Origin of the sequence: Lentzea sp. CA-135723, from assembly GCF_050936595.1 — a bacterium.
Classification (GTDB): Bacteria; Actinomycetota; Actinomycetes; order Mycobacteriales; family Pseudonocardiaceae; genus Lentzea.
In genome coordinates this window covers 4,528,366-4,549,345 of the sequence record NZ_JBNJMK010000001.1, presented here as the reverse complement: position 1 = coordinate 4,549,345, position 20,980 = coordinate 4,528,366, and the positions used below count along the sequence as shown (strand labels likewise).

25 protein-coding genes are annotated in these 20,980 nt (G+C 68.8%); 16 read left to right on the top strand and 9 right to left on the bottom strand.

Annotation, left to right across the window (positions count from 1 at the left end; genetic code table 11):
* Window positions 1-24 precede the first annotated feature (24 nt).
* The gene (locus tag ACQEU1_RS20450) at window positions 25-372 is read left to right on the top strand and encodes an MmcQ/YjbR family DNA-binding protein (protein WP_433203909.1); all 348 of its coding nucleotides are present in this window, start codon (window positions 25-27) and stop codon (window positions 370-372) included.
* Complete coding sequence (locus tag ACQEU1_RS20445) at window positions 369-728, top strand: VOC family protein (protein WP_433203906.1); 360 nt, start codon at window positions 369-371, stop codon at window positions 726-728. Before ACQEU1_RS20450 ends, ACQEU1_RS20445 begins: the two co-directional genes overlap by 4 nt.
* Before the next feature lie 52 nt (window positions 729-780).
* Here the strand turns inward: ACQEU1_RS20445 and ACQEU1_RS20440 are convergent, their stop codons facing one another.
* On the bottom strand, window positions 781-1,647 hold the full coding sequence (locus tag ACQEU1_RS20440; protein ID WP_433203903.1) for a tat pathway signal sequence: 867 nt from the start codon (window positions 1,645-1,647) through the stop codon (window positions 781-783).
* Window positions 1,648-1,795: 148 nt separating this feature from the next.
* Here ACQEU1_RS20440 and ACQEU1_RS20435 point away from each other — a divergent pair, with 148 nt between their 5' ends.
* The 3 genes from ACQEU1_RS20435 to ACQEU1_RS20425 are packed head-to-tail and all read left to right on the top strand — an operon-like array spanning window position 1,796 to window position 3,380.
* Entirely contained in the window at window positions 1,796-2,218 is a 423-nt protein-coding gene (locus ACQEU1_RS20435; protein ID WP_433203900.1) for a hypothetical protein, read from the top strand.
* Window positions 2,219-2,271: 53 nt separating this feature from the next.
* Window positions 2,272-2,439, top strand: a complete 168-nt coding sequence (locus tag ACQEU1_RS20430) for a helix-turn-helix transcriptional regulator (protein WP_433211620.1) — start codon at window positions 2,272-2,274, stop codon at window positions 2,437-2,439.
* Complete coding sequence (locus tag ACQEU1_RS20425) at window positions 2,436-3,380, top strand: NAD(P)-dependent alcohol dehydrogenase (protein ID WP_433203897.1); 945 nt, start codon at window positions 2,436-2,438, stop codon at window positions 3,378-3,380. Before ACQEU1_RS20430 ends, ACQEU1_RS20425 begins: the two co-directional genes overlap by 4 nt.
* On the opposite strand, the gene ACQEU1_RS20420 is transcribed toward ACQEU1_RS20425, so the two are convergent.
* Together ACQEU1_RS20420 and ribA are read right to left on the bottom strand one after the other, a co-directional pair.
* Window positions 3,338-4,519: an amidohydrolase family protein gene (locus tag ACQEU1_RS20420; protein WP_433203894.1), complete on the bottom strand. Its 1,182-nt coding sequence runs from the start codon at window positions 4,517-4,519 to the stop codon at window positions 3,338-3,340. The two genes, ACQEU1_RS20425 and ACQEU1_RS20420, sit on opposite strands and share 43 nt — an antisense overlap.
* Window positions 4,520-4,557: 38 nt before the next feature.
* Window positions 4,558-5,190 (bottom strand): GTP cyclohydrolase II, encoded by a 633-nt coding sequence (ribA, locus tag ACQEU1_RS20415; protein ID WP_433203891.1) that lies wholly within the window; start codon window positions 5,188-5,190, stop codon window positions 4,558-4,560.
* 92 nt (window positions 5,191-5,282) lie between these two features.
* On the opposite strand from ribA, the gene ACQEU1_RS20410 reads away from it, so the two are divergent.
* The 4 genes from ACQEU1_RS20410 to ACQEU1_RS20395 are packed head-to-tail and all read left to right on the top strand — an operon-like array spanning window position 5,283 to window position 8,377.
* On the top strand, window positions 5,283-5,693 hold the full coding sequence (locus tag ACQEU1_RS20410; protein ID WP_433211617.1) for a 6-pyruvoyl trahydropterin synthase family protein: 411 nt from the start codon (window positions 5,283-5,285) through the stop codon (window positions 5,691-5,693).
* Window positions 5,671-6,642, top strand: a complete 972-nt coding sequence (locus ACQEU1_RS20405) for a glycosyltransferase family 4 protein (RefSeq protein WP_433203888.1) — start codon at window positions 5,671-5,673, stop codon at window positions 6,640-6,642. Before ACQEU1_RS20410 ends, ACQEU1_RS20405 begins: the two co-directional genes overlap by 23 nt.
* Window positions 6,639-7,418, top strand: a complete 780-nt coding sequence (locus ACQEU1_RS20400; protein WP_433203885.1) for a class I SAM-dependent methyltransferase — start codon at window positions 6,639-6,641, stop codon at window positions 7,416-7,418. The genes ACQEU1_RS20405 and ACQEU1_RS20400 overlap by 4 nt, the downstream gene beginning before the upstream one ends.
* The gene (locus ACQEU1_RS20395) at window positions 7,418-8,377 is read left to right on the top strand and encodes a lysylphosphatidylglycerol synthase transmembrane domain-containing protein (protein ID WP_433203882.1); all 960 of its coding nucleotides are present in this window, start codon (window positions 7,418-7,420) and stop codon (window positions 8,375-8,377) included. The genes ACQEU1_RS20400 and ACQEU1_RS20395 overlap by 1 nt, the downstream gene beginning before the upstream one ends.
* Here ACQEU1_RS20395 and ACQEU1_RS20390 read toward each other — a convergent pair.
* Both ACQEU1_RS20390 and ACQEU1_RS20385 read right to left on the bottom strand, forming a co-directional pair.
* Window positions 8,294-8,986, bottom strand: a complete 693-nt coding sequence (locus ACQEU1_RS20390; protein ID WP_433203879.1) for a creatininase family protein — start codon at window positions 8,984-8,986, stop codon at window positions 8,294-8,296. The two genes, ACQEU1_RS20395 and ACQEU1_RS20390, sit on opposite strands and share 84 nt — an antisense overlap.
* Complete coding sequence (locus ACQEU1_RS20385; RefSeq protein ID WP_433203876.1) at window positions 8,973-9,950, bottom strand: zinc-dependent alcohol dehydrogenase; 978 nt, start codon at window positions 9,948-9,950, stop codon at window positions 8,973-8,975. Before ACQEU1_RS20385 ends, ACQEU1_RS20390 begins: the two co-directional genes overlap by 14 nt.
* Before the next feature lie 41 nt (window positions 9,951-9,991).
* Between ACQEU1_RS20385 and ACQEU1_RS20380 the strand changes: the two genes are divergently transcribed.
* Together ACQEU1_RS20380 and ACQEU1_RS20375 are read left to right on the top strand one after the other, a co-directional pair.
* Complete coding sequence (locus ACQEU1_RS20380) at window positions 9,992-10,726, top strand: CDP-alcohol phosphatidyltransferase family protein (RefSeq protein WP_433203873.1); 735 nt, start codon at window positions 9,992-9,994, stop codon at window positions 10,724-10,726.
* Window positions 10,719-11,120 (top strand): DoxX family protein, encoded by a 402-nt coding sequence (locus ACQEU1_RS20375; protein ID WP_433203870.1) that lies wholly within the window; start codon window positions 10,719-10,721, stop codon window positions 11,118-11,120. Before ACQEU1_RS20380 ends, ACQEU1_RS20375 begins: the two co-directional genes overlap by 8 nt.
* On the opposite strand, the gene ACQEU1_RS20370 is transcribed toward ACQEU1_RS20375, so the two are convergent.
* The gene (locus tag ACQEU1_RS20370; RefSeq protein ID WP_433203867.1) at window positions 11,101-11,763 is read right to left on the bottom strand and encodes a RibD family protein; all 663 of its coding nucleotides are present in this window, start codon (window positions 11,761-11,763) and stop codon (window positions 11,101-11,103) included. The two genes, ACQEU1_RS20375 and ACQEU1_RS20370, sit on opposite strands and share 20 nt — an antisense overlap.
* Before the next feature lie 84 nt (window positions 11,764-11,847).
* On the opposite strand from ACQEU1_RS20370, the gene ACQEU1_RS20365 reads away from it, so the two are divergent.
* Window positions 11,848-13,422, top strand: coding sequence for a sulfatase-like hydrolase/transferase (locus ACQEU1_RS20365; RefSeq protein ID WP_433211614.1), 1,575 nt, complete (start codon window positions 11,848-11,850; stop codon window positions 13,420-13,422).
* On the opposite strand, the gene ACQEU1_RS20360 is transcribed toward ACQEU1_RS20365, so the two are convergent.
* Both ACQEU1_RS20360 and ACQEU1_RS20355 read right to left on the bottom strand, forming a co-directional pair.
* Window positions 13,419-13,937 carry a DinB family protein gene (locus ACQEU1_RS20360; protein WP_433203864.1) on the bottom strand — a complete coding sequence of 173 codons (519 nt, stop codon included), beginning with the start codon at window positions 13,935-13,937 and terminating at the stop codon, window positions 13,419-13,421. The two genes, ACQEU1_RS20365 and ACQEU1_RS20360, sit on opposite strands and share 4 nt — an antisense overlap.
* A 131-nt stretch (window positions 13,938-14,068) precedes the next feature.
* A complete protein-coding gene (locus ACQEU1_RS20355) occupies window positions 14,069-15,037 on the bottom strand; it encodes a peptidase (RefSeq protein WP_433203861.1) in 969 nt (322 codons plus the stop codon).
* A 49-nt stretch (window positions 15,038-15,086) separates the two neighbouring features.
* On the opposite strand from ACQEU1_RS20355, the gene ACQEU1_RS20350 reads away from it, so the two are divergent.
* The 4 genes from ACQEU1_RS20350 to ACQEU1_RS20335 all read left to right on the top strand — a co-directional run bounded on the left by ACQEU1_RS20350 (window position 15,087) and on the right by ACQEU1_RS20335 (window position 18,321).
* Complete coding sequence (locus tag ACQEU1_RS20350; protein WP_433203858.1) at window positions 15,087-15,626, top strand: DinB family protein; 540 nt, start codon at window positions 15,087-15,089, stop codon at window positions 15,624-15,626.
* 81 nt (window positions 15,627-15,707) lie between these two features.
* Window positions 15,708-16,196: a phosphatase PAP2 family protein gene (locus tag ACQEU1_RS20345; RefSeq protein ID WP_433203855.1), complete on the top strand. Its 489-nt coding sequence runs from the start codon at window positions 15,708-15,710 to the stop codon at window positions 16,194-16,196.
* On the top strand, window positions 16,193-17,674 hold the full coding sequence (locus tag ACQEU1_RS20340; protein ID WP_433203852.1) for a sensor histidine kinase: 1,482 nt from the start codon (window positions 16,193-16,195) through the stop codon (window positions 17,672-17,674). The genes ACQEU1_RS20345 and ACQEU1_RS20340 overlap by 4 nt, the downstream gene beginning before the upstream one ends.
* Window positions 17,671-18,321 carry a response regulator gene (locus tag ACQEU1_RS20335; protein WP_433203849.1) on the top strand — a complete coding sequence of 217 codons (651 nt, stop codon included), beginning with the start codon at window positions 17,671-17,673 and terminating at the stop codon, window positions 18,319-18,321. Before ACQEU1_RS20340 ends, ACQEU1_RS20335 begins: the two co-directional genes overlap by 4 nt.
* Before the next feature lie 1,077 nt (window positions 18,322-19,398).
* Here ACQEU1_RS20335 and ACQEU1_RS20330 read toward each other — a convergent pair.
* Complete coding sequence (locus ACQEU1_RS20330) at window positions 19,399-20,979, bottom strand: solute symporter family protein (protein WP_433203846.1); 1,581 nt, start codon at window positions 20,977-20,979, stop codon at window positions 19,399-19,401.
* Window position 20,980 lies beyond the last annotated feature (1 nt).

Here is a 20,980-nt window from a genome sequence, read left to right as displayed (position 1 = left end):
CGCCTTCGGCTTTGGGGGTCGGTAGTGGCGACGACGAACAAACAGCTCTTCAAGATCGTGGACGGGCTCGCCGAGGCGACTCGGTCCTCCGGGCAGCAGCACGACACGTTCCGCGTGCGGGGCAAGGTGTTCGGGTACTACTGGCCGCGCACGCAGACGGTCGGGCTGAAGCAGACGTTGTCCGAGCAGCTGGCGCTGGTGTCGGAACGGCCCGACGTGTTCGAGGTGCAGTTCACGGCCGGCGGGTTCGGCTGGGTCGTGGTCTACCTCGAGGGTGTCGAGGCCGACGAGGTGAACGAGCTCGTGTTCGAGGCGTGGCGCTTGTCGGCGCCGGAGGAGCTCGTCGCCCAGGTGCCGGACCTCGCGCGATGAGGCGGGTCAAGTTCGAGGTGCCGGCCGACGACCTCGAGCGGGCCACGGCCTTCTACCACGACGTGTTCGGGTGGTCGGCGCAGCGGTTGCCGTTCGACTACGTGCTGGTCGACGCCAGCGGTGAGCCGGTGGACGTGCAGGACGCGGACGGTGGGATCTCGCCGCGCACCGAGTTCGTGCGCGGGCCGGTGCTGATCATCGACGTGGACAGCGTCGAGGAGACCGCGCGCAAGGTCGTGGCGGCCGGTGGTGAGCTGCTCAACGACAGGGAGCAGGTGGGGGAGTTCGGGTTCTCGCAGTACGTCAAGGACAGCGAGGGCTCGGTGCTCTGCCTGTGGGAGTCGCTCGGGTCCTGAGTGGACGCTTTCGGGACGGAGTGGGCGCCGCCGGGCGGACCGATCCGGAGGGCTAGCGGAAGAGGATCCGGGTGATCTCCGTGTCCGTGGCGCGGCCCTCGTCGTAGGCGCCCTCGCCCTTGAGGTTGTTCATGATGGCCAGCGTGTAGCGGGCGTCGGGGCCCACGAAGCCGACCGAGTTCATCACCCAGCCGCCGTCTTCCTCCGACCAGCCGTTCTTCGCGCCCGCGTCCGGTCCCCAGACGCCCCACTGCTGTTCGGGGCCCACCTGGCGCATCTGGCCGGTGATGTAGTCGCGGTCGTCGGCGGGCACCTCGTCGAGGACGTAGTTGATCAGGCGGTCGAGGTCGTCGGCCGTGCACTTCTCGAAGCCCCAGTAGGGGAACGCCGAGGAGTAGCCGCGCTGCGGGACCAGGCCGGTCATGCCGTACTTGCCGAACGCGGCGTTGAAGGTGGCGCCGCCGTAGCGCTTCCACAGCGTGTCGGCCGCGTTGTCGTCCGAGCTGTGCAGCATCGCGGTCATCAGCTTGCGGTCGTCGGTGGTGAGCTTGATGGCGCCGGCGCGGTGGCGTTCCAGCAGGTTCACGACCATGGCGAGCTTGATGGTGGACGCGGTCCACGTCATCTCGCCGGCGTGGGTGTTGCGCCAGACCGCGCCCGTCTTGCGGTCGCGCAGGACGAAGCCGACCGATCCCGGCCTGGTCTCGGCGTAGTCGACCGCCGCCTTCAGGCGCTTCTGGACGTCGCACTCGAAGCCGCTGTCGGGCAGCGGGCAGACCTCGGGCGTCGCGACCAGGGGTGCGGCGGCCGGGGTGTGCGACGGGGGCTGCGTGCGTGCGGCGGCGGGTGGTTCCGCCGACACCGCGTGGCCGCAGGCCGTGAGGGCGAGCGCGCACGCAACGAGGATCGGACGGAGCATGCGCCGCACGCTAATGGGTCCGATCGGAGGTAGTCGACCGCCATCTGGCCGCGCCGATCAAGGGTGCGCAAGTCAAAGATGTTTGACACGGTGTCCAAGTAGCTTTACCTTGGCGATGTCAGGTTTCTTTGACATCGGGAGCGGGACCATGGCGTTCGAGGAGAAGCGGGCGTGGGCCTTGGCGGTCATCGCCCTGGTCGGATATGGCGTGTACGTCGTGCTTGTCCTGACCGGCAGGGCGGGCGGCGATTTGAGTGACGCGCCTTACATCGGCGCCCTGCTGTGGACGATCCTGTTCGGGATCGTCGCCGGCATCGTGTCGGGCATCTGGTTCGGCATCGCCTCCCGCAACGACGGGCTGCAGGCCGACGAACGGGACCAGCAGATCGCCCGGTTCGGCGACCACGTCGGGCAGTCGTTCGTCGTCATCGGCGGCGTCTCCGCGATGGGGCTCGCGATGCTCGAAGCGCCCTACTTCTGGATCGCCAACGTCCTCTACCTGTGCTTCGTGCTGTCCGCGGTGATCGGGTCGATGGCGAAGATCGCGCTCTACCGGCGGGGAACGCTGTGAAGCCCACGAAAGTCACGAACTCCATCCGCGCGCTGCGGTTCGCGCACGACGAGATGAAGCAGGCCGATCTCGCCGCGGCCATCGGCGTGACGCGGCAGACGTTGATCGCCATCGAGCAGGGCAAGTACTCGCCCTCGCTGGAGGTCGCCTTCAAGATCGCGCGGGTGTTTCAGGTGTCGCTCGAAGACGTGTTCCAGTACCCGGAGGAGGAAGAGCTGTGAAGGCTGTCGTGCAACGAAGATACGGATCGGCGGTGCTCGGTGACCTCGATGTGCCTGTGCCTGGGAACGGCGAGGTTCTGCTGGAGGTGCGGGCGGCGGGCGTCGACATGGGCGTCTGGCACCTGCTCACCGGGAAGCCGTACCTGGTGCGGTTCATCGGGTTCGGGGTCCGCGGACCGAAGTCACCGGTACCGGGACGCGACGTCGCGGGCGTCGTGCGGGAGATCGGGCCCGGCGTGACGGAGTTCGCCGTCGGCGACGAGGTGTTCGGCACGTGCGAGGGGTCGTTCGCCGAACACGCCGTCGCTCCGGTCACGAGGCTCGCCCGCAAGCCGCAGGGCCTCTCGTTCTCCGAGGCCGCCGCGCTGCCGATCTCGGGCGGTACGGCACTGCAGGGCCTGCGCGGAGTCCAGCCGGGGCAACGGGTCCTGGTGCTCGGCGCGGGCGGGGGAGTCGGGTCGTACGGCGTGCAGATCGCGAAGGCGATGGGTGCGCACGTAACGGCCGTGTGCAGCACACGCAAGGTCGAGCTGGCCAGGAACCTGGGCGCTGACGAGGTCTTCGACTACACGGTCGCGGACTTCACCGGCACGTACGACCTGATCCTCGACTGCGGTGGCGGCAGGCCGTTCTCCCTGCTGCGCAAGGCGACCAACGACCGGGGCCGGATCGTGCTCGTGGGCGCCGAAACCGGCGGAACGATCACCGGCGGCTTCCACAAGATGATGGCCGCACCGCTGCTGAACCTCTTCTCCTCCAGGAAGCTCGTCCCGCTGATGTCGGCGGAACGCGCCGACGTCTTCGACGAGCTGCGCGTGCTCGCCGAGTCAGGCAAGGTCAAGCCCGCGGTGGACAAGGTCTTCCCGCTCTCCGAGGCGCTGAAAGCGGTGGACCACGTCTACTCGCGACGGTCGGTCGGCAAGACGGTCGTCGCGATCTGACCACCGATCACCACGGTGCCCACGTGGTGCAACGCCGTGATGTCCCGCATGGGATCTCCTCGCACGGCGATCACATCAGCGTCCCAACCGGGTCGCAGCATCCCCTTGCTCACGCCCAACGCCCGCGCCGCCTGACTCGTGGCGCTCGCGAGCACCGCAGCGTTCGGCATGCCGGCATCGACCATGTCGCCGAGGGCGTGGGCGGAAATCCCGTGCGCCTTGCCAGGACTGATGCCGCCGTCGGTCCCGGAGACGGCGCGCACGCCGTGGTCGAACATGCGGCCGACCGCGGCGATCTTCGCGGCCACGCTCATCCCCGCGCGTTCGAACGCCTCCCTGATGTGGGGAGGCGGGGGAACCGTCGACCCGAGCGTGTGGCACACGGCGATGTCGGCCTCCGCCAACGCGTCCATCAGCTCGACGGGGATCACCATGGCCCCGCCGGACAGGCACGTGCAGTGCTCGATGCCGTCGACGCCCGCGGCCATGGCGTGCTGCACGGCCGTGAGGCTGTGGGCGTGGGCGGTCACCGGGAGGCCGAGCGAATGGGCCTCCTCGACCACCACGCGCAGTTCGTGCTCGGTGAACTGGCAGTCGTCGACGATCGTGCCGGGGGTGGCGAACCCACCGCTGGCCATGACCTTGACGATGTCGACCCGGCGGTCCGCCCGTTCGCGCACGGCACGGCGGAGCGCCTCGTCGCCCTCCGCCTCCCCGCCCATCGACCAGCAGTGGCCGCGCGGGCTCGTGATGGGAGGCCCGGAGGCGAGGACGCGCTGCCGGTGGCGGTCGCGCTGGTCCGTCACAGCCCAGGAGCGGTCCCCGAGGTCGCGCACGGTGGTGACGCCGGCACGGAGGTGGCGGTCGAGGCCGTCCTCGATCACCGCGTCCAGGTGTTCCGCCGTGAACGACGGCAACCGGTCGAGGGCGTCGACGCCGTTGTCCCCGCACAGGTGGACGTGGGTGTCGATCAGTCCCGGTAGGACGGTGGCGGTGCCGAGGTCGACCACCTCGGCACCGGCGACGTCGGGACGGCCCTGCTCGACGGCCTTGATCTTCCCGTTCTCGGTGACGACCGTGACGGGGCCGGCGATCGACCTCTCCCCGTCGAACGCACGCGCGGCACGCAGCGCCAGCATCGGCACATTCTGTGCTTCACGTGCCGTGAAAGCAACGGTCAGCGGGCGTGCGGCAACGTGAAGGAGTCGACCTGCGGCAGGTCGTGACCGAGCCGGTCCCGCTTGGCCGTCAGGTACGCGATGTTGTGCTGGTTCGGCGTCATCAACGACGGCACGCGCGCCGTCACCGGAATGCCGTTGGACTCCAAAGCGGCGATCTTGTCGGGGTTGTTGGACATCAGCCGTACGGACTGCACGCGCAGATGCTTCAGCACGCGCGCTGCGGGTGTGTAGTCACGCACGTCGACGGGCAGGCCGAGCGAGGTCGCCGAGTCCAACGTGTCCAGTCCCTCGTCCTGGAGCACGTGCGTCCGGATTTTCGCCACCAGGCCGATGCCGCGGCCTTCGTGCCCGCGCAGGTACACGAGGATGCCGCTGCCCTCGCGCACGATGGTGTTCAACGCCGCGTCGAGCTGCTCGCCGCACTCGCACCGCATCGCCGCGAAGATGTCGCCCGTCATGCACTCGGAGTGGATGCGCACGAGGACGTTCTCGCGCAGCTTCGTCTTGCCGTAAACAAGAGCCATGTGCTCGTGGCCGTCCGCGCGGAACGCGACTGCGCGGAAGGTGCCACGGCGGGTCACCAGGTCGGACTCCGCCACGTCTTCGTCACTGAAGGCCTGTTCGAACATCTACGGTCCCCTTGTCACCTGGCGCCTTCCGAACGTGCAGCTACGCTCGGATGGAGGTCGCACCGTAACCCGACCGCACAGCGGAGGTCATCCTGTTCAGCATCACCGTCCGCGATCACGTGATGATCGCGCACAGTTTCCGCGGCGAGGTCTTCGGTCCAGCACAACGTCTGCATGGAGCAACGTTCCTGGTGGACGCAACGTTCAAACGGGCTGAGCTCGATTCGGACAACATCGTCGTCGACATCGGACTCGCCACCCAGGAGCTGAACAAGGTCCTGGCCGTCTTCAACTACCGCAACCTGGATGAAGAACCCCAGTTCGCGGGCACCAACACGTCCACGGAATGGCTCGCGAAGCACATCGCCGACCAGCTGGCGGACAAGATCGCCGAAGGCGCTCTCGGTGAGGGCGCTCACGGGATCGATGCGATCGCCGTCACACTCCACGAGTCGCACGTGGCGTGGGCCGGTTACGAACGTGCACTTCGTCCTTCCGGCTGACGTCGAGGATCCGGGCAGTCCCAGCGGCGGCAACGTCTACGACCTGCGCGTGAGCGCCGGCATGACCCGTGTGACCGTCGCTGGTGACTGGCCGCGTCCAGCCGACCCCACCGCGTTGGAGCAAGCGCTTGCGGCGATTCCGCACGGAGACGTCGTGCTCCTCGACGGTCTCGTGAGCTGCGGACTACCCGAGATCGTGGTCCCTCACACACGTCGGTTGGAAATCGCGGTCCTCGTCCACCTGCCGCTGGCCGACGAGACGGGCCTCGACCCCGCGACCGCCGCCCTCCTGAACGACTGCGAAGGGCAGGTCCTGAGGGCCGCGAGTGCGGTCATCGCGACGAGTCCGACGGCCGCCGGGAACATCGCCGAACGGCACGGCCTCAGCGAGGTCCACGTCGTCGTTCCCGGCACCGATCCGGCCCCGCTCGCGCGCGGCACGGACGGCGTCCACCACCTGCTCTGCGTCGCGTCCATCACACCCCGCAAAGGCCACGACCTGCTGGTCAGAGCGTTGCGGAGGATCGAACGCGACTGGCGGCTGACGTGCGTCGGCCCGCACCGGCCGTTCCTGCGCGAACTCCCGCGCGACGACCGCGTCAGCTACCCCGGACCCCTCGCCGGCGAGGCTCTGACCAGCGCGTACACCACCGCCGACCTCTTCGTGCTGGCCTCGCGCAACGAGACGTACGGCATGGTCGTCACCGAGGCCCTCGCGCACGGTCTGCCGGTCATCGCGAGCGCCGTTCCCGATGCGCTCGCAGACGGCGGCCTGCTGATTCCGGCCGGGGACGAAAATGCATTGGAAGCTGCACTAACGGGCTGGTTTCAAGATCGGGATCTGAGGTCCGAACTGCGGTCCAGGGCGCTCGCCAGGCGGGCCGTTCTGTCCACTTGGGACGAATCCACAGAGGACCTGCGGAGGGTGCTGGCTACGCTCCGGCCATGACCTTCGCCCCGGAATGGCTGGCACTGCGGGAAAACGCCGACGCACAGGCACGCTCGACCGACCTCGCGGAGACCGTCCGCGAAACTCTGGTGAACCGAAACCCCCTGACGATCCGTGACCTCGGTTGTGGCACGGGATCGATGGGACGATGGCTCGCCGGGAGGCTCGGCGGCGCGCAGCACTGGGTGCTGCACGACCGCGACCCCCGGCTGCTCGGGCTGGCGGAGGCCGGCATGAGCGCGCTGCCGAACGTCACCGCCGAAACGCGTGAGGGCGACCTCACGTCCCTGAGAGCCGCCGACCTCGCGGGTGCTGACCTGGTCACTTGCTCAGCACTGCTCGACTTGCTCACTGCTGACGAGATGAACGCTCTGGCGGTTGCATGCGTAGAAGCACATGTGCCCGCTCTGTTCACGCTCTCGGTGGCAGGCCGGATCGACATCGATCCGGCCGAGCCGCTCGACGCCGCCTTCCAGGACGCGTTCAACGCTCACCAGCGCCGCGTCGTGGACGGGCGCCGTCTGCTCGGACCTGATGCACCAGCTGCTGCCGAGAAGGCATTCGTGGCAGCGGGCGCTTCGGTTCGGACGGCTTCGAGCCCCTGGCGCATGAACGGCGACGCGCTTCAGCAGGAATGGCTGAAGGGCTGGGTCGGTGCCGCGGTGGAGCAGGAACCCGCACTCGCCTCCGAGGCCTCCGAGTACCTGCGCCGCAGGTCAACAGCCTCCGCGGTGGTCCACCACGTCGACCTGCTGGCACTACCGGGAGCTGTGTGATGAAGAAGTTCTGGCCGTGGCTTCGCCTCCTGCTGGCGGTGGGCATCCTGGTTGCTCTGGGCGTTCGCCTGGGCACCGGGGCGTTCCTCGACGGACTGCGCGCGATCGACGCGTTCTCCGTCGCCGCCGCGCTGGCGATCGGGCTCGTGACGACGGTGCTCAGCGCGGGTCGCTGGGTCCTCGTCGCGCACCGCCTCGGCCTGCCGCTGACCATGAAGACCGCGGTCGGCGACTACTACCGCGCCCAGCTCGTCAACGCCGTGCTGCCCGCCGGCGTGCTAGGCGACGTGCACCGCGCGGTCAACCACGGCCGGGAGTCGGGCGACGTCGGACGGGGCGTGCGCGCCGTGTTCTTCGAGCGGATGGCCGGCCAGGTCGTGCTCATCGGGATCGGGCTCGCGGTGCTGCTCACGCACCCCGCGCCCGGCCTCGACCTCACGCTCAGCGGCACCACCGTCGCCGCGATCCTCGCCGGTCTCGCCCTCGCCGCGGTGATCGGCTGGAACATCCGCCCGGTGCGGAAGGCCCTGGTCAACACCCTGGCCGACGGCATCAGGCTGCTGTCGTTCAAGACCTGGCCCGCGGTCATCGGACTGTCGGCCGCGACGGTCGCCGGGTACGTGGCGATGTTCCTGGTGGCCGCCCGCGCCGCCGGGTCGGACGCCACGGTCACCCAGCTCGCACCGGTGGTCGTGCTGGCGCTGCTGATCATGGCGATCCCGGTCAACATCGGCGGGTTCGGCCCGCGCGAGGCGTTCCTCGCGGTGGCGTTCGGAGCCGCCGGCCTGGGTGCCGCACAGGGCTTCACCACGGGCATCGTCTACGGCGTGCTGGCGCTCATCGCCGCGTTGCCCGGCGCGGTCGTGCTCTTCGTGTCACGCCGAAAGGCCGAAAAGGTCCAGGTAGTGGCGGAACGAGTCGACCAGTCCCGCGAGCAGGAGCTCGCCCTTGCGCGCTGACGCGAGCGACGGACGTCCGATGACACCGGAGGACGTGTACGGAGCCAGACCGAGGGTGAGCATGTGCCGCCGGTCCTCCGCCAGGTGGTCAGCGGTTTCGTAGCCAGGACGGATCAGATCGGGGTGGGCGTGCAGCAGGATCGAGGTCTCCAGCTCACCCGCGTGCATGTCGCTGTACGCCGAGGTCTCGATGCCGGCCTTCTCCCGCGCGAACGCCCAGTCGTCCCTGCCGGGGAAGAGCGCGAGCCCCTCGCCCTCCTGCACGACGTTCGACAGCACGTAGTTGCCGCCGTGGCCGTTGACCAGCACGACGTGCTCGACCCCGTTGTGCCGCAAGGACTCCGCGATGTCGCCGACCACTGAGACCAGGGTGCGCGCGGAGATGCTGACGGTCCCCGGCCAGGCGGTGTGCTCCTGCGAGCACGAGAACTGGATCGGCGGCAGCAGCCGGACGGCCGGGTACCTCGCGGCGATCGCGGACGCGACGGTCCAGGCGATCACCGAGTCCGTCGCCAGCGGCAGGTGCGGGCCGTGCTGCTCGGTGCTGCCGACCGGGAGCACGGCCACGCGCTTACCGCGCACGTCGACGGTGGTGTCACTCGGGAACATGGGCCTGACCGTAGTCAACGCGGTGGCACAGCGCCGGGATCTCGCCGTCGGCCAGCTTCGGCATGACCTCTGGCAGGTCCTCGAACGGGCTGTGGCCGGTGATCAGCGCGTCGAACCTGGTGTCGGCCAGCAGGTCGAGCGCGACGGCCATGCGTTCGCCGTAGGTGCGGTCCGGGCGGCCGACCACGCCGACCTGGCTGCTGCGGATCGTGAGCCGCCGCGAGTGGAAGAACTCGCCCAGCGGCACGGAGATCAACCGGTCGCCGTACCAGCTCAGCTCGATCACCCTGCCCTCCGGCGCGAGCAGGTTCAGCGCGGTGGTGAGACCGGCCTCGGTCGCACTGGCGTGGAAGACCAGGTCGCATCCGTCCAGAGCGTTGCCCGGAAGCGCGAAGCCGACGCCGAGCTTTCGGGCAACCTCCTCGCGGGCGGGGTCGGCGTCCACGAGCTCGACGCGGGCTCCGGGGAACGTCGCCAGCACCGCCGCGATGCTCGACCCGACCATGCCGCCACCGACCACGGCGATCCGGTCACCGATCAACGGCCGTGCGTCCCACACGGCGTTCACCGCGGTCTCGATGGTGCCCGCCAGCACCGCGCGTTCGGCCGGAACCGCCTCCGGCACGAGTGTGACCGCCGCTTCCGGGACGACGTAACGGGTCTGATGTGGATAGAGGCAGAACACGGTGCGGCCCTTGAGGTCCCCGTTCTGCACGACGCCCACGTTGAGGTAGCCGTACTTCACCGGCCACGGGAAGTCGCCCTCCTGGAACGGCGCCCGCATCACCGCGTGCTGGTTCTCCGGCACGCCACCGCGGAACACGAGGGTCTCCGTGCCGCGGCTCACCCCCGAGAACAGTGTGCGCACCTCGACCTCGCCGGGACCGGGCTCGGCCAGCGCGACCTGCCGAACTTCCCCTTTTCCCGATTCATTGAGCCAAAAGGCACTCGCCGTACGTGTCACTCACAACACCTCCGCCGCACGAAGTTCGTTAGGGGCACCTGATGATCACACTTCAGCACACCAGGACGGCACCCGTCCTGCGGGAGCCTGCCATCTGGGCCGGGTTCCAGGTCCTCGCGCTGGCCGTGGTCGGTGCCACCGCCGGGCTCGGCCCGCTCGGCTGGGCCGCCGGTCTCGCCTACGGGTTCGCCACCTGGGCGTTCCTCGGCTACGGCATGCAACGGCACCGCACGTCTGCTTTGGGTCCCGCCGACCGCGTCACGCTCGCCCGCGGCCTGATGGTCGGCGCTGTGACGGCTCTGGTCGCCGATCGCGCAGGTCAGGACGTTCCGGTCGCGCTGGTCGTGACTCTTGCCGCCGTGGCGTTGTCACTCGACTGGGTGGATGGTCAGGTCGCTCGCCGCACGGGCACCTCGACCGCGTTGGGCGCGCGGTTCGACATGGAGGTCGACGCGTTCCTGATCCTCGTGCTGAGCGCGTACGTGGCCGTCCACCTGGGCCCGTGGGTGCTCGCGATCGGCTTGATGCGGTACGTGTTCGTGGCCGCGTCGTGGCGTCTGCGCTGGATGAACGCTCCGCTGCCGGCCAGCTACGCGCGCAAGGTCGTCGCCGCGGTGCAAGGGATCTTCCTCGTCGTGGCGGCGTCCGGGCTGCTGCCGTTCGCGGGCGTGCTCGTTGGTCTCGCGTTGGCATCGTTGGTGTGGTCGTTCGGTCGCGATGTGTTGTGGCTCTACAACAACGCGCCCGTTTCGGTGGGAGGATCCCGCCATGTCTGAGCAGACCTCAACCGCGGCGAAGATCGGCAACGTCGTCGTCTGGATCCTGCAGATCGTGCTCGCCGTGGAGTTCGTGCGGAACGGCTACTCGCTGTTCACCGACCAGTTCGTCGCGAAGTTCGACGACATCGGGTTCGGCCAGTGGTTCCGCTACCTCACCGGCACGCTGGAGATCGCGGCCGCGATCGGCCTGCTCATCCCGCGCATCTGCGGGCTGGCGGCGCTGGCGCTCGCGGGCATCATGGCCGGCGCGGCGTTCACCGAGGTGTTCCTGGTGACCAACGGCGGCTTCAAGGGCGCGATGATGCCGTTGATCTACGTCGTGTGGGCGCTGGTGATCGCCGTGTACCGCCGCGAGCAGATCCTCGGGGTGCTCAAGCTGGTGCGGAAGTGACTTTCGGGAAGTAGCGGAGCACCGCGACGTCCCCGACTTTCGTGACGTCCTCCAGGTGGAATCGGCGTGCCGGTCCACCGGGGAATTCGGCGGGATTCACGAAACGCGGGGCCGTCGCCTGTCCGATCAGCATCGGCGCCACCGCGACCCTGATCTCGTCGGCCAGTCCGGCCTTGAGGAACGCCGTGTGAATGCTGGTGCCGCCTTCGACCATGAGCTTTCGCACGCCGCGTGCGCCGAGGTCGTCGAGAATCTCTGAGAATTCGCTGAAGGTTCTGGTTTCGGTGAGGTGGTCGACGGTCGTCCGCTGGCTCTTCGAGTAGACGAGACTGGCGCCACCGCAGTGCCAAAACCGCAGCTCAGGGTCGAAGTCACCACTCCTGGTGACGGTGACCCGCAGCGGGAGTTCCGGTTTGCCGTCGGCTATTCTCCGCGCACGCCGTTCGTCGCTGTAGACGAGCAGTCGCGCGTTGTCGCGGCGCAACGTCTCGGCCCCGGCCAGAATCGCGTCCGACTCCGCACGCATCCGGTCTACGTGGTCGAAGTCCTCCGCGTTCGAAAGCGGAAACCTCTCGGTGCCGCGGTCGTCGATGTGGCCGTCGAGGCTGACGGCGACGCTCAGCAGAACGTGCGGGCGGGTCACGAACCCGATGGTAGAGCAGTTGAACCGGTCACGGGCCGAGCCGCGTTTACCTCATAGGGTCCGGAAAGGGGAGTCTCGGTGAGGATGTTGCTGCGGCGAGCGGTCACGGTGCTGGCGGGGCTGTTCGTGTTGTTCGTGCTCATCGCGCCGAGCGACCTGGAGAAGTTCTCGTTCGAGGCGTTCCTCCGCGTACCGCTCGAAGGCCTCGTCGGCGTGATGCTGCTGGTGCTGCTGCCGGACCGGTTCCGCAAGCCGTTCGCCATCGCCGGCGGTGTCGCGCTGGGCGTGTTCACCGTCGTGAAGATCATGGACATCGGCTTCGACATGGTGCTGTACCGGCCGTTCGACCTCGTGCTGGACTGGCCGTTGCTGGTGCCCGCCATCGACTTCGTGGACGTCACCTTCGGCCGCTTCGCCTCCGTGCTGGCCGTGGGCCTCGCCGTCGCCCTGGTCGTCGGCATCGTGTGGCTGGCCGCGCTTTCCGTGCTGCGCCTCAGTTCCGTTGCCGCCGGTCGTCGTCCCGTCGCGATCCGCGCGGTGGCCCTCGTCGCCGTGGCGTGCGTTTCCCTTGCCGTTCCCGGGATCCCTGTCTACTCCGACGCGGCCGCGACCTCGTTGGTCGACCACGCGCGCCGGGTTCAGGCCGGCCTGCACGACCAGGAGGCGTTCGCGGCGGAGGCCTCGGTCGACGCGTTCCGCGGGCACTCCGGCCTGCTGTCCTCGTTGCAGGGCAAGGACGTCGTCTTCACGTTCGTGGAGAGCTACGGCAAGTCCGCGCTCGACATGCCCGGCGTGGCCGCGAAACTGGCCGCCGGCGACGACCGGCTGAAGGCGGCAGGCTACTCGTCCCGCTCGGCCTACCTGACCTCGCCGACCGCCGGTGGTGGCAGCTGGATGGCACAGGCGACGTTGCTGTCCGGCCTGTGGATCGACAACCAGCAGCGCTACCGCAACCTGGTGGCCTCCGACCGGCTCACGCTGCCGCGCGCGTTCCGCGAGGCCTCCTGGCGTTCGGTGGGCGTCGTGCCCGGCATCACGCAGGCGTGGCCGGAGGGCGACTTCTTCCACTACGACAAGATCTACGCCGCCCAGGACCTCGGCTACCAGGGCCCGCGCTTCGGTTACGCGACGACGCCCGACCAGTTCACCTTGGAGTCGTTCCAACGCAACGAGCGCTCGAAGGCGGCCGGTCCCGTGATGGCCGCGATCCCGATGGTGTCCTCGCACGCGCCGTGGTCGCCGACGCCGGACTCCGTCGACTGGGACCAGCTGGGTGACGGCTCGATCTACTCGAAGATGCCCGCCTCGAACGACCCGCCGGAGTCCATCTTCGGCCGCGACCCCAACGCCGTCCGCGCCGACTACGCGCACTCGATCTCGTACTCGCTGGAGTCGGTGATCTCGTACCTGGAGAAGTACGGCGACGAGAACCTCGTGATGGTGTTCCTGGGCGACCACCAGCCGGCGCAGATGGTGACCGGCGAGGGAGCCTCGCGGGACGTGCCGATCACCATCGTCGCCAAGGACCCGGCCGTGATGGAGCGGGTCGCCGACTGGAAGTGGGACGACGGCATCAAGCCGGGAGGGACGGCCCCGGTGTCGCGGATGAGCGACTTCCGGGACCAGTTCCTCTCGGCCTTCTCGCCCCCGAAGCCCTAGCCCATCGTCTTCTGGCCGTCGATGGTCTCGCGGATGATGTCCGCGTGCCCGGCGTGCTGCGACGTCTCCGCGACGATGTGCACGAACACCCGCCGAGCCGACCACGTCTTGCCCTCGGGGAACCAGGGCGCGGACGGCAGCGCGTGCGAGAGGTCCATGTCGACCGTCTCGACCAGCTTGTCGGTGTAGGCCGCGACCTCGTTGTACCGGGCGATGATGCTCTCCAGCGTCTCGCCCGGCTCCATCCGGAAGTTCGCCTCGTGGTTCTCGTAGTCCTTCGACTCGGGGTCGGACTCCATCGCCGACGTGCCCTGCTCGATGAACTTGACCCAGTTCTCCTCGACCGACGCGACGTGCTTGATCAGGCCGCCGATGCACAGCGCGCTCGCCGTCGGGCTCGACGCCGCCTGCTCGTCGCTCAGGCCCTGCGCGGTGAACGTCAGGAACCAGCGGTGCTGCCGGAGCGTCTCGAGGAGGTCCGCGCGCTCGCCGGTGAGGATCTCGGTGGTGGTCATCGCTTCTGTCCTTCGTTCGTTTGTCCCGACATGAAGGACTCTAGGACCACTTGAGGTCAGCTAGTGTCCTAGACGAACGGTCGCTCCAGCGGAACTTGAGCGGGATTCGAGCGATTCGGCGTTGACCTGGATCAGCACGAAAGAGTGGGTGCGCCGTCCGGTCCGCCGCTGCGCAGCGTGGTGAGGTTGGCGCCCGTCAGACCCAGCACGGCCTGAGCCGTCGCGCGCGGTGCGTTGGCGGGGTCGAAGCCGGACGCGTCGAACGCGATCGCACCCTTGTTCGTCGCGTCGGAGCACCCGACCTGCACCGACTTCAGGTACCTGCGCGCCTTCAACTGGGCACTGCCGTGCACGACCTGGGCCACCAGACCCGTGCTGTTGGCGTTCGAGACACCGGCGGCACTCGGGAACCCGCCGTCGGCCTGCTGCTTGGACGTCAACCAGGTCACCGCACGGCCCGCTGGCTTGCCTTGCGCGCGTAGTGCCTGCACGGCGATAGCGGTCGCATCGACGTCGCTCACGCACGGCGAGGTCTCGAACGTCACGGGGAAGCCGCCGTCCGCGCACTGGCTCGCGGCGAGGTAGCCGGCGCCCTTCGCGTCGCGGCCGAGCGCGACCAGGGCGTAGGACTGCGTGAACGCGTTGGAGAAGTCGCCGAACGCCGAGCGGTCGGAGAAGCGGCCGGACGGCGCCTGCAACGCCTTGAGGCCCGCGATCAGGTCGATGCCGCCGAACGCGCGTGGGTTCTTGCCCTTCACCCGCGCGGCCACGGCCAGTTTCGCGTGCGCGCCCGCGTACGACTCGCCGTCGGCACCCAGGTAGCCGCTGGAGATCTCGGGCTTCGCGAGCCACGCGATGGCGCGGTCGGAGTAGTCGTCGGCGGTGCGGGCCGCGGCGAACGCGAAGATCGCGTCGATGGTCAGGCCCTGGTCGGGGTACTTGACGCCGCCGAACTCGGTCTCCAGGCGTTCGCCGTCCGCCATCTGTCTGGCGAGCCACCCGGCGGCGGCGTCGGCGCGGTCGACCCCACCGGCTGAGGCGGGGACGGCGGTGGTCACGAGGGAAGCGCCGAGCAGGGCGGCGACGAGGAGTTTCTGCACGGGATCGAGGCTCTCAGAACTGTCAGACCCCGGCGCTAGGGTCGGAAGAATGATTGCCGATGACCTCCGCCACTACCTCCAGGAGTGCCGCGACTCGGTGGTCGGCTCGCTGGAGGGGCTCAGCGAGTTCGACGCCCGCCGCCCGCTCGTGCCCAGCGGTACCAACCTGCTGGGGCTGGTCAAACACCTCGCCGGGATCGAGTTCGGCTACCTCGGCGCCAGCGCGGGGCGTCCGGCGCCACTGCTGCCCTGGGTCGAGGACGGTTCGATCTGGCAGAACGGCGATCTGTGGGCCAAGCCGGAGGAGAGCCGGGAGTACCTATTAGGCCTCTACCGGGCAGCGTGGAAGCACTCGGACGAGTCGATCGCGGAGTTACCGCTCGACGCGCCGGCCTCGGTGGCGTGGTGGCCGGAGCACCGCAGGGTGACCACGTTCGGGCACCTGCTCGCGCGGGTCACGGCCGAAACGGCGCAGCACGCGGGCCACTGCGACCTCGTGCGGGAACTGATCGACGGCCGCTCGGGCGCGGACAACCCGGAGGGTTATTACGACCTCGTGCTGAGCATGGCGAGCGCGGTGCCGGAATAGCGCATTCCTTGTCGAAAGTAAGGAGGAACCGGTTCCGATGGGCAGGGGCGCTCACGCCGCCGCCTTCGTAGTTTCGGCTGGGTGACTTGGCTGACTGTGGGCACCGACGCGGTGCTCGGTGTGTTCGCGGTGATGTTCCTGGTGCTCTGGTTCCGGCACAAGCTGCGGGCGTTCCTCGCCGGCGCCGGGGTGGTGGTGGCGTACGCGGTCAGCGAGGTGATCAAGCTGGTCGTGCAGGAGGACAGGCCGTGCCGGACCAGGCCGTCGATCGCGGTGTGCCCCGAGCCGGGTGACTGGTCGTTCCCCAGCAACCACTCGGTGATCGCGGGCGCGTCCGCGATGGCGATCTGGTTGCTGCACAGGACTTACGGCTGGATCGCTGCGGTGTGTGCGATCGCGGCGGCTGCCTCGCGCGTCGTCGTGGGTGTCCACTACGTGCACGACGTGCTGGCCGGGCTCGCGCTCGGAGCGGTGGTGTCGTGGGGAATCGCGTTGCTGCTCAAGAAGAAGCTGGAGGTGGAGGTGCCGGCGGCGGAGGCACCGACCGTGGTGATGCAGCGACTGCGATGATGAACGCCGTGTGGGTGCGGCTGGTTCTGTGGGGGAGCTCGGGTCTGCTGGTCGTCGCCGCGGCGGTGACGTCCAGGGCGGGACGGCTGGCCGTGTGGGAAGTCCTGCTGTACCTGGCGATCTTCGCGGCCGCGTTCCTGGTCGTGCCGCGCAGGCCCGCGGTGGCGTTGGCGCTCGGGCTGGGCGCGTGGCTCGTCTGCTACCTGATGCGGGTCGAGTTCGACAGCGCCACCGGAGTGCTCGCGCCGGCACCGGCCTTGGCCCTGGTGAGCTTCCTGGCCGGACGGCACGCGCACGACCCGCGCGCGACCGCGATCACGCTGACCCTGGTGGAGATCGCCGGAGTGGTCGTGGCGCTGACCGAACGCGGCGGCTCGGACACCGCGCTGGCCGTCACGTCCGGCATCGGTGTGCTGGGCGTGGTGCCGTGGGCGATCGGCCGCTTCCGCCGCCGTTACGCGGAACTCCAGGGCGTCGGCTGGGAACATGCCGCCCTGCTGGAACGCAGCGTGGACAACGCCCGCAACGCCGAACGCGCCCGCCTGGCAGGAGAAATGCACGACCTGGTGGGCCACGAACTCGCACGCGCCGCGCTGCTGACCGGCGCCCTCGAACTGGAACCCACCCTCACCGCCGACCAACGCGAGGCCGCGAAGACTGCCCGCGCGAGCGTCACGGCCGCAGCCGAACGCCTGGCCGACGTCATGCAGGTGCTGCGCGCCGACGAGGACGAACCGGTGGCCACGCTGGAAGAACTGGTGGCCAGGAGCGGCCTGAACGTGGCGCTGACCAACAACCGCAAGACCGCGATCGACGGCATCATCGCCAGAACCGTGCACCGCGTCACCGCCGAAGCCCTGACGAACGTCATCAAGCACGCCCCCGGCGCCGAGGTGACCGTGACCCTCACCGCCAACCTGGAACTCCGCATCACCAACGGCCCGGCCCCGAGAACACCTGCGGTGGGCAGCGGCAAGGGCCTGATGGGCCTGGCCGAACGAGTGGCCCTGGTAGGCGGCTGGTTCGAAGCGGCCCCGTCCGACGACGGAGGCTTCGAGGTGAGAGCCAAACTCCCAGAGCGCCCACGCGCCAGCACCACCCCCACCCACGTGCGCCGAGAACGAACAGAAGAAGAGATCCGCAAGAGCGCGCGCAGAACAGTCCTCATCACCACAGCCGTGTGCGCGGGAATCGCCATCGGCGTCCCGGGCTACATGGTCTTCGACGCCGCGACGTCCGTCCTGACCCCGACCCAGTTCGAACGGGCACAACTCGGGCAGGACGAGGACACCCTGGACCTCCCGCTCCGCACCAGAGTGGACAACCCGCTGGGCGTCACCGCACCCCCGAACACCGAGTGCCACTACTACAGCACGCACCCCAACCCGTTCGACGGCGACCGCCACGACCTGCACCAACTCTGCTTCCAACGCGACCGCCTGGTGTTCAAGCAGTGGCTGGCCAGGAGGAGCGCATGATCAGGGTCGTACTGGCAGACGACGAACCAGTCGTCAGGTTCGGCGTAAAAGCAGTACTGGCCACAGCAGCAGACGTAGAAGTGGTGGCGGAAGCAGAGAACGGCAGCAAAGCCGTAGACCTGGTAGCCCGCCACCGCCCCGACGTAGCAGTGCTGGACATCCGCATGCCCGTCTTCGACGGCCTGGACGCCGCCAAGGTGATCCGCGAATGCCACCCGAGCACCAAAACCCTGATGCTCACCACCTTCGCCGACGACGCCTACATCACCAGAGCCCTGGGCGAGGGAGCAGCAGGCTTCGTCCTGAAAACGGGCGACCCGCAGGAAATCATCACGGGAGTCCGAGCCGTAGCGACCGGCGGCGCCTTCCTCTCCCCGCTGGTGGCCAAGCGAGTGGTCGACCAACTCTCCAGAACCCACCCACGTCCACAAGCGACACAACGAATCGAAGTCCTGACCTACCGAGAACGCGAAGTGCTGGGCCTGGTAGGCGCAGGCCTCTCGAACGCGGAGATTGCAGCACGCCTCTACGTGGTGGAGGGCACCGTGAAGGTGTACGTGAGCACGATCTTCCGCCAGCTGGGCGTCCGAAACAGGGTGCAGGCGGCGATCATCGCCCACGAGTCGGGCATCATCCCGACCCCCTAGCCCCGCGACGGCAGGCTGACGCAGGGGTCCCCTCGGAAGTCGGCTCCCCCGCGACCCAACGTACCGAGAGGGTCTGACAGTCCGGCTAGGTGAGGAAAGCGGCAGAGAGTGGCGGCGTGTGAGGGCGGGGCAGAGACGAGGCGGGGAAGAAGCGGGCGGGGGCGAGGCGGGGGAAGGCGAGGCTGGGGGAGAGGCGGGCGGGAGAGAAGCGGGCGGAGGGGAAGGCCGGCTGGGGAGAGGCGGGGGAAGGCGAGACGGGGGAAGGCGAGACGGGGGAAGGCGAGACGGGGGGAGAGGCGGGTTGAGGGAGAGGCGGGGGCTGAGGGAGAGGCGGGCTGAGGGAGAGGCGGGCTGAGGGGAAGGCGGGCTGGGGAGAGGCGGGGGGAGAAGGCGAGGCGGGGGAAGGCGAGGCTGGGGGAGAGGCAGACGGGGAAGAGGCGGGCTGGGGAGAGGCGGGCTGGGGAGAGGCGGGCTGAGGGATAGGCGGGCTGAGGGATAGGCGGGCCGAGGGGAAGGCGAGGAGGAAGCGGGCGAGGAGAAGGGGAAGCGCGCCCGCAACCGCAGTCGTCAACGCAGGCCGACCACGCACACAGGCCCGGCGCGCGCCCGCCACCGCAGTCGTCAACACAGCCCCACCACGCAGGCAGGTCCAGCGCGCTCTCTCAACTGCAGTCGTCAACGCAGCCCAACCACCGTCTCGGCCCGGCGCGCGGTGCCAACCGGACAGCCGTCGACGCACCCCAACCACCTACGAGGCCTGGTACGCGATGCCGCAGGCGAGCCCGAACGGGCTGATGCCCGGCTGGTCAGCGGTACAACCCACCGACTGCGATTGGGGCTTGACTTTGGGTGCGAGGTGCTACCACTAGTGGCTCGGCCGGGCCTCTTCTCAGCCCGGCCTTTTCCGGTCCGACAAGCGCCTCGCAAGGGCCCCGAAGTCAAGCCCCAATCGCCACCCCGCTCTTCGGCAGGACCCGCGCGAACACCCTCGCAACCGCAGCCCAACCAACAAAACGCGACCCACCCCGCTGGAACGCGACGCACCTACGGAACAGGAACCAGCGAACCAGCCAGAAACTAGGTACGGGCACCGATCCCGGAGATCGCCCGAACCTCCATCTCAGCCGCCCGCCCGTCCAACTCCGGCTCCCGCTTGGACAACACAGTCGCCAGGAACCCGCAGAGGAACGAGAACGGGATGGAAACCAGCCCGGGGTTCCCCAACGGGAACCAGGCGAAGTCGACGTCGGGGAAGATCGAGGTGGAAGCCCCGGACATCACCGGCGAGAAGATGATCAGCACCAGGCAGGACCCCAGCCCGCCGTAGATGCTCCACAACGTCCCGAGGGTGTTGAACCGCCGCCAGAAGATCGTGTACAGGATCGTCGACAGGTTGGCGGAAGCCGCCAACGCCAGTGCCAGCGAAACCAGGAACGCCACGTTCTGCCCGTTGGCCGCGATCCCGCCGATGATCGACAGAACACCGACCACCACGGCGGTCAACCGGGCCACCCGGATCTCCCGCCGGGGTTCGGCGTTCCCGCGCTTGATCACGTTCGCGTACACGTCGTGCGCGAACGAAGCGGACGCGGCAAGGGTCAGACCCGCCACCACGGCGAGGATCGTCGCGAACGCCACCGCCGACACGATGCCGAGCAATACCGCCCCGCCGATCTCGAACGCCAGCAGCGGCGCGGCGGAGTTCTCGCCGCCGGGCGCGGCGGCGATCTTGTCGGTGCCGACCAGGGCCATCGCGCCGAAACCGATGACCAGCGTGCACAGGTAGAAGATGACCATCGTCCAGGTGGCCCACACCACGGACCGGCGGGCCTCGGACGCGTTCGGCACGGTGTAGAAGCGCATCAACACGTGCGGCAGGGATGCGATGCCCAGCACCAAGGACAAAGCCAGCGACACGAAGTCCAGTTTGGACATGGCGCTGAAGCCGTACTTGGCGCCAGGGTCCAGGACCGCGTCGCCGAGCTTGTTGTTGTCGGTGGCCTGGTCCATGATCGCCGACAGCGAGAAGCCGAACTTGCCCAGCAGGAAGACGCTCATCAGCGTCACGCAGAGCAGCAGCAGGACGGCCTTGATGATCTGCACCCAGGTGGTGCCCTTCATGCCGCCGACCAGCACGTAGAGCACCATGACCATGCCGACGACGGCGATCAGGATCGCCTGGCCCCACTTCGAGGTCACGTTCAGCAGCAACGCGATCAGGCCGCCGGCGCCCGCCATCTGCGCGATCATGTAGAAGAACGAGATCACCAGGGTGGCGTTGGCCGCGGCGGCGCGGACCGGGCGCTGGCGCATGCGGAACGCCAGGACGTCGCCGACGGTGAAGCGGCCCGTGTTGCGCAGGCCCTCGGCGATCAGCAGCAGGCCGACCAGCCAGGCGACGACCCAGCCGACCGAGTACAGGAAGCCGTCGTAGCCGTGAGCCGCGATGCCGCCGGAGATGCCCAGGAACGACGCTGCGGACAGGAAGTCGCCGGACAGGGCCACGCCGTTCTGGGCGCCGGTGAAGGAGCTGCCCGCGGCGTAGTAGTCCGAGGCCGTCACGTTGCGGCTGGAGGCGCGGTAGACGATGTAGAGGGTGATCAGGACGAACACCGCGAAGACGCTGAGGTTCAGCACCGGGTTGCCGGTGGTGGGCATG

Bases quoted from the DNA above. Each gene is read 5' to 3' on its own strand.
- ACQEU1_RS20360 (WP_433203864.1), bottom strand. From the start codon at position 13,937: ATGACCACCACCGAGATCCTCACCGGCGAGCGCGCGGACCTCCTCGAG.
- ACQEU1_RS20440 (WP_433203903.1), bottom strand. From the start codon at position 1,647: ATGCTCCGTCCGATCCTCGTTGCGTGCGCGCTCGCCCTCACGGCCTGC.
- ACQEU1_RS20330 (WP_433203846.1), bottom strand. From the start codon at position 20,979: ATGCCCACCACCGGCAACCCGGTGCTGAACCTCAGCGTCTTCGCGGTG.
- ACQEU1_RS20350 (WP_433203858.1), top strand. From the start codon at position 15,087: ATGATTGCCGATGACCTCCGCCACTACCTCCAGGAGTGCCGCGACTCG.
- ACQEU1_RS20390 (WP_433203879.1), bottom strand. From the start codon at position 8,986: ATGTTCCCGAGTGACACCACCGTCGACGTGCGCGGTAAGCGCGTGGCC.
- ACQEU1_RS20335 (WP_433203849.1), top strand. From the start codon at position 17,671: ATGATCAGGGTCGTACTGGCAGACGACGAACCAGTCGTCAGGTTCGGC.
- ACQEU1_RS20400 (WP_433203885.1), top strand. From the start codon at position 6,639: ATGACCTTCGCCCCGGAATGGCTGGCACTGCGGGAAAACGCCGACGCA.
- ACQEU1_RS20380 (WP_433203873.1), top strand. From the start codon at position 9,992: ATGATCACACTTCAGCACACCAGGACGGCACCCGTCCTGCGGGAGCCT.
- ACQEU1_RS20430 (WP_433211620.1), top strand. From the start codon at position 2,272: ATGAAGCAGGCCGATCTCGCCGCGGCCATCGGCGTGACGCGGCAGACG.
- ACQEU1_RS20435 (WP_433203900.1), top strand. From the start codon at position 1,796: ATGGCGTTCGAGGAGAAGCGGGCGTGGGCCTTGGCGGTCATCGCCCTG.
- ACQEU1_RS20420 (WP_433203894.1), bottom strand. From the start codon at position 4,519: ATGCTGGCGCTGCGTGCCGCGCGTGCGTTCGACGGGGAGAGGTCGATC.
- ACQEU1_RS20395 (WP_433203882.1), top strand. From the start codon at position 7,418: ATGAAGAAGTTCTGGCCGTGGCTTCGCCTCCTGCTGGCGGTGGGCATC.
- ACQEU1_RS20445 (WP_433203906.1), top strand. From the start codon at position 369: ATGAGGCGGGTCAAGTTCGAGGTGCCGGCCGACGACCTCGAGCGGGCC.
- ribA (WP_433203891.1), bottom strand. From the start codon at position 5,190: ATGTTCGAACAGGCCTTCAGTGACGAAGACGTGGCGGAGTCCGACCTG.
- ACQEU1_RS20340 (WP_433203852.1), top strand. From the start codon at position 16,193: ATGATGAACGCCGTGTGGGTGCGGCTGGTTCTGTGGGGGAGCTCGGGT.
- ACQEU1_RS20365 (WP_433211614.1), top strand. From the start codon at position 11,848: ATGTTGCTGCGGCGAGCGGTCACGGTGCTGGCGGGGCTGTTCGTGTTG.
- ACQEU1_RS20375 (WP_433203870.1), top strand. From the start codon at position 10,719: ATGTCTGAGCAGACCTCAACCGCGGCGAAGATCGGCAACGTCGTCGTC.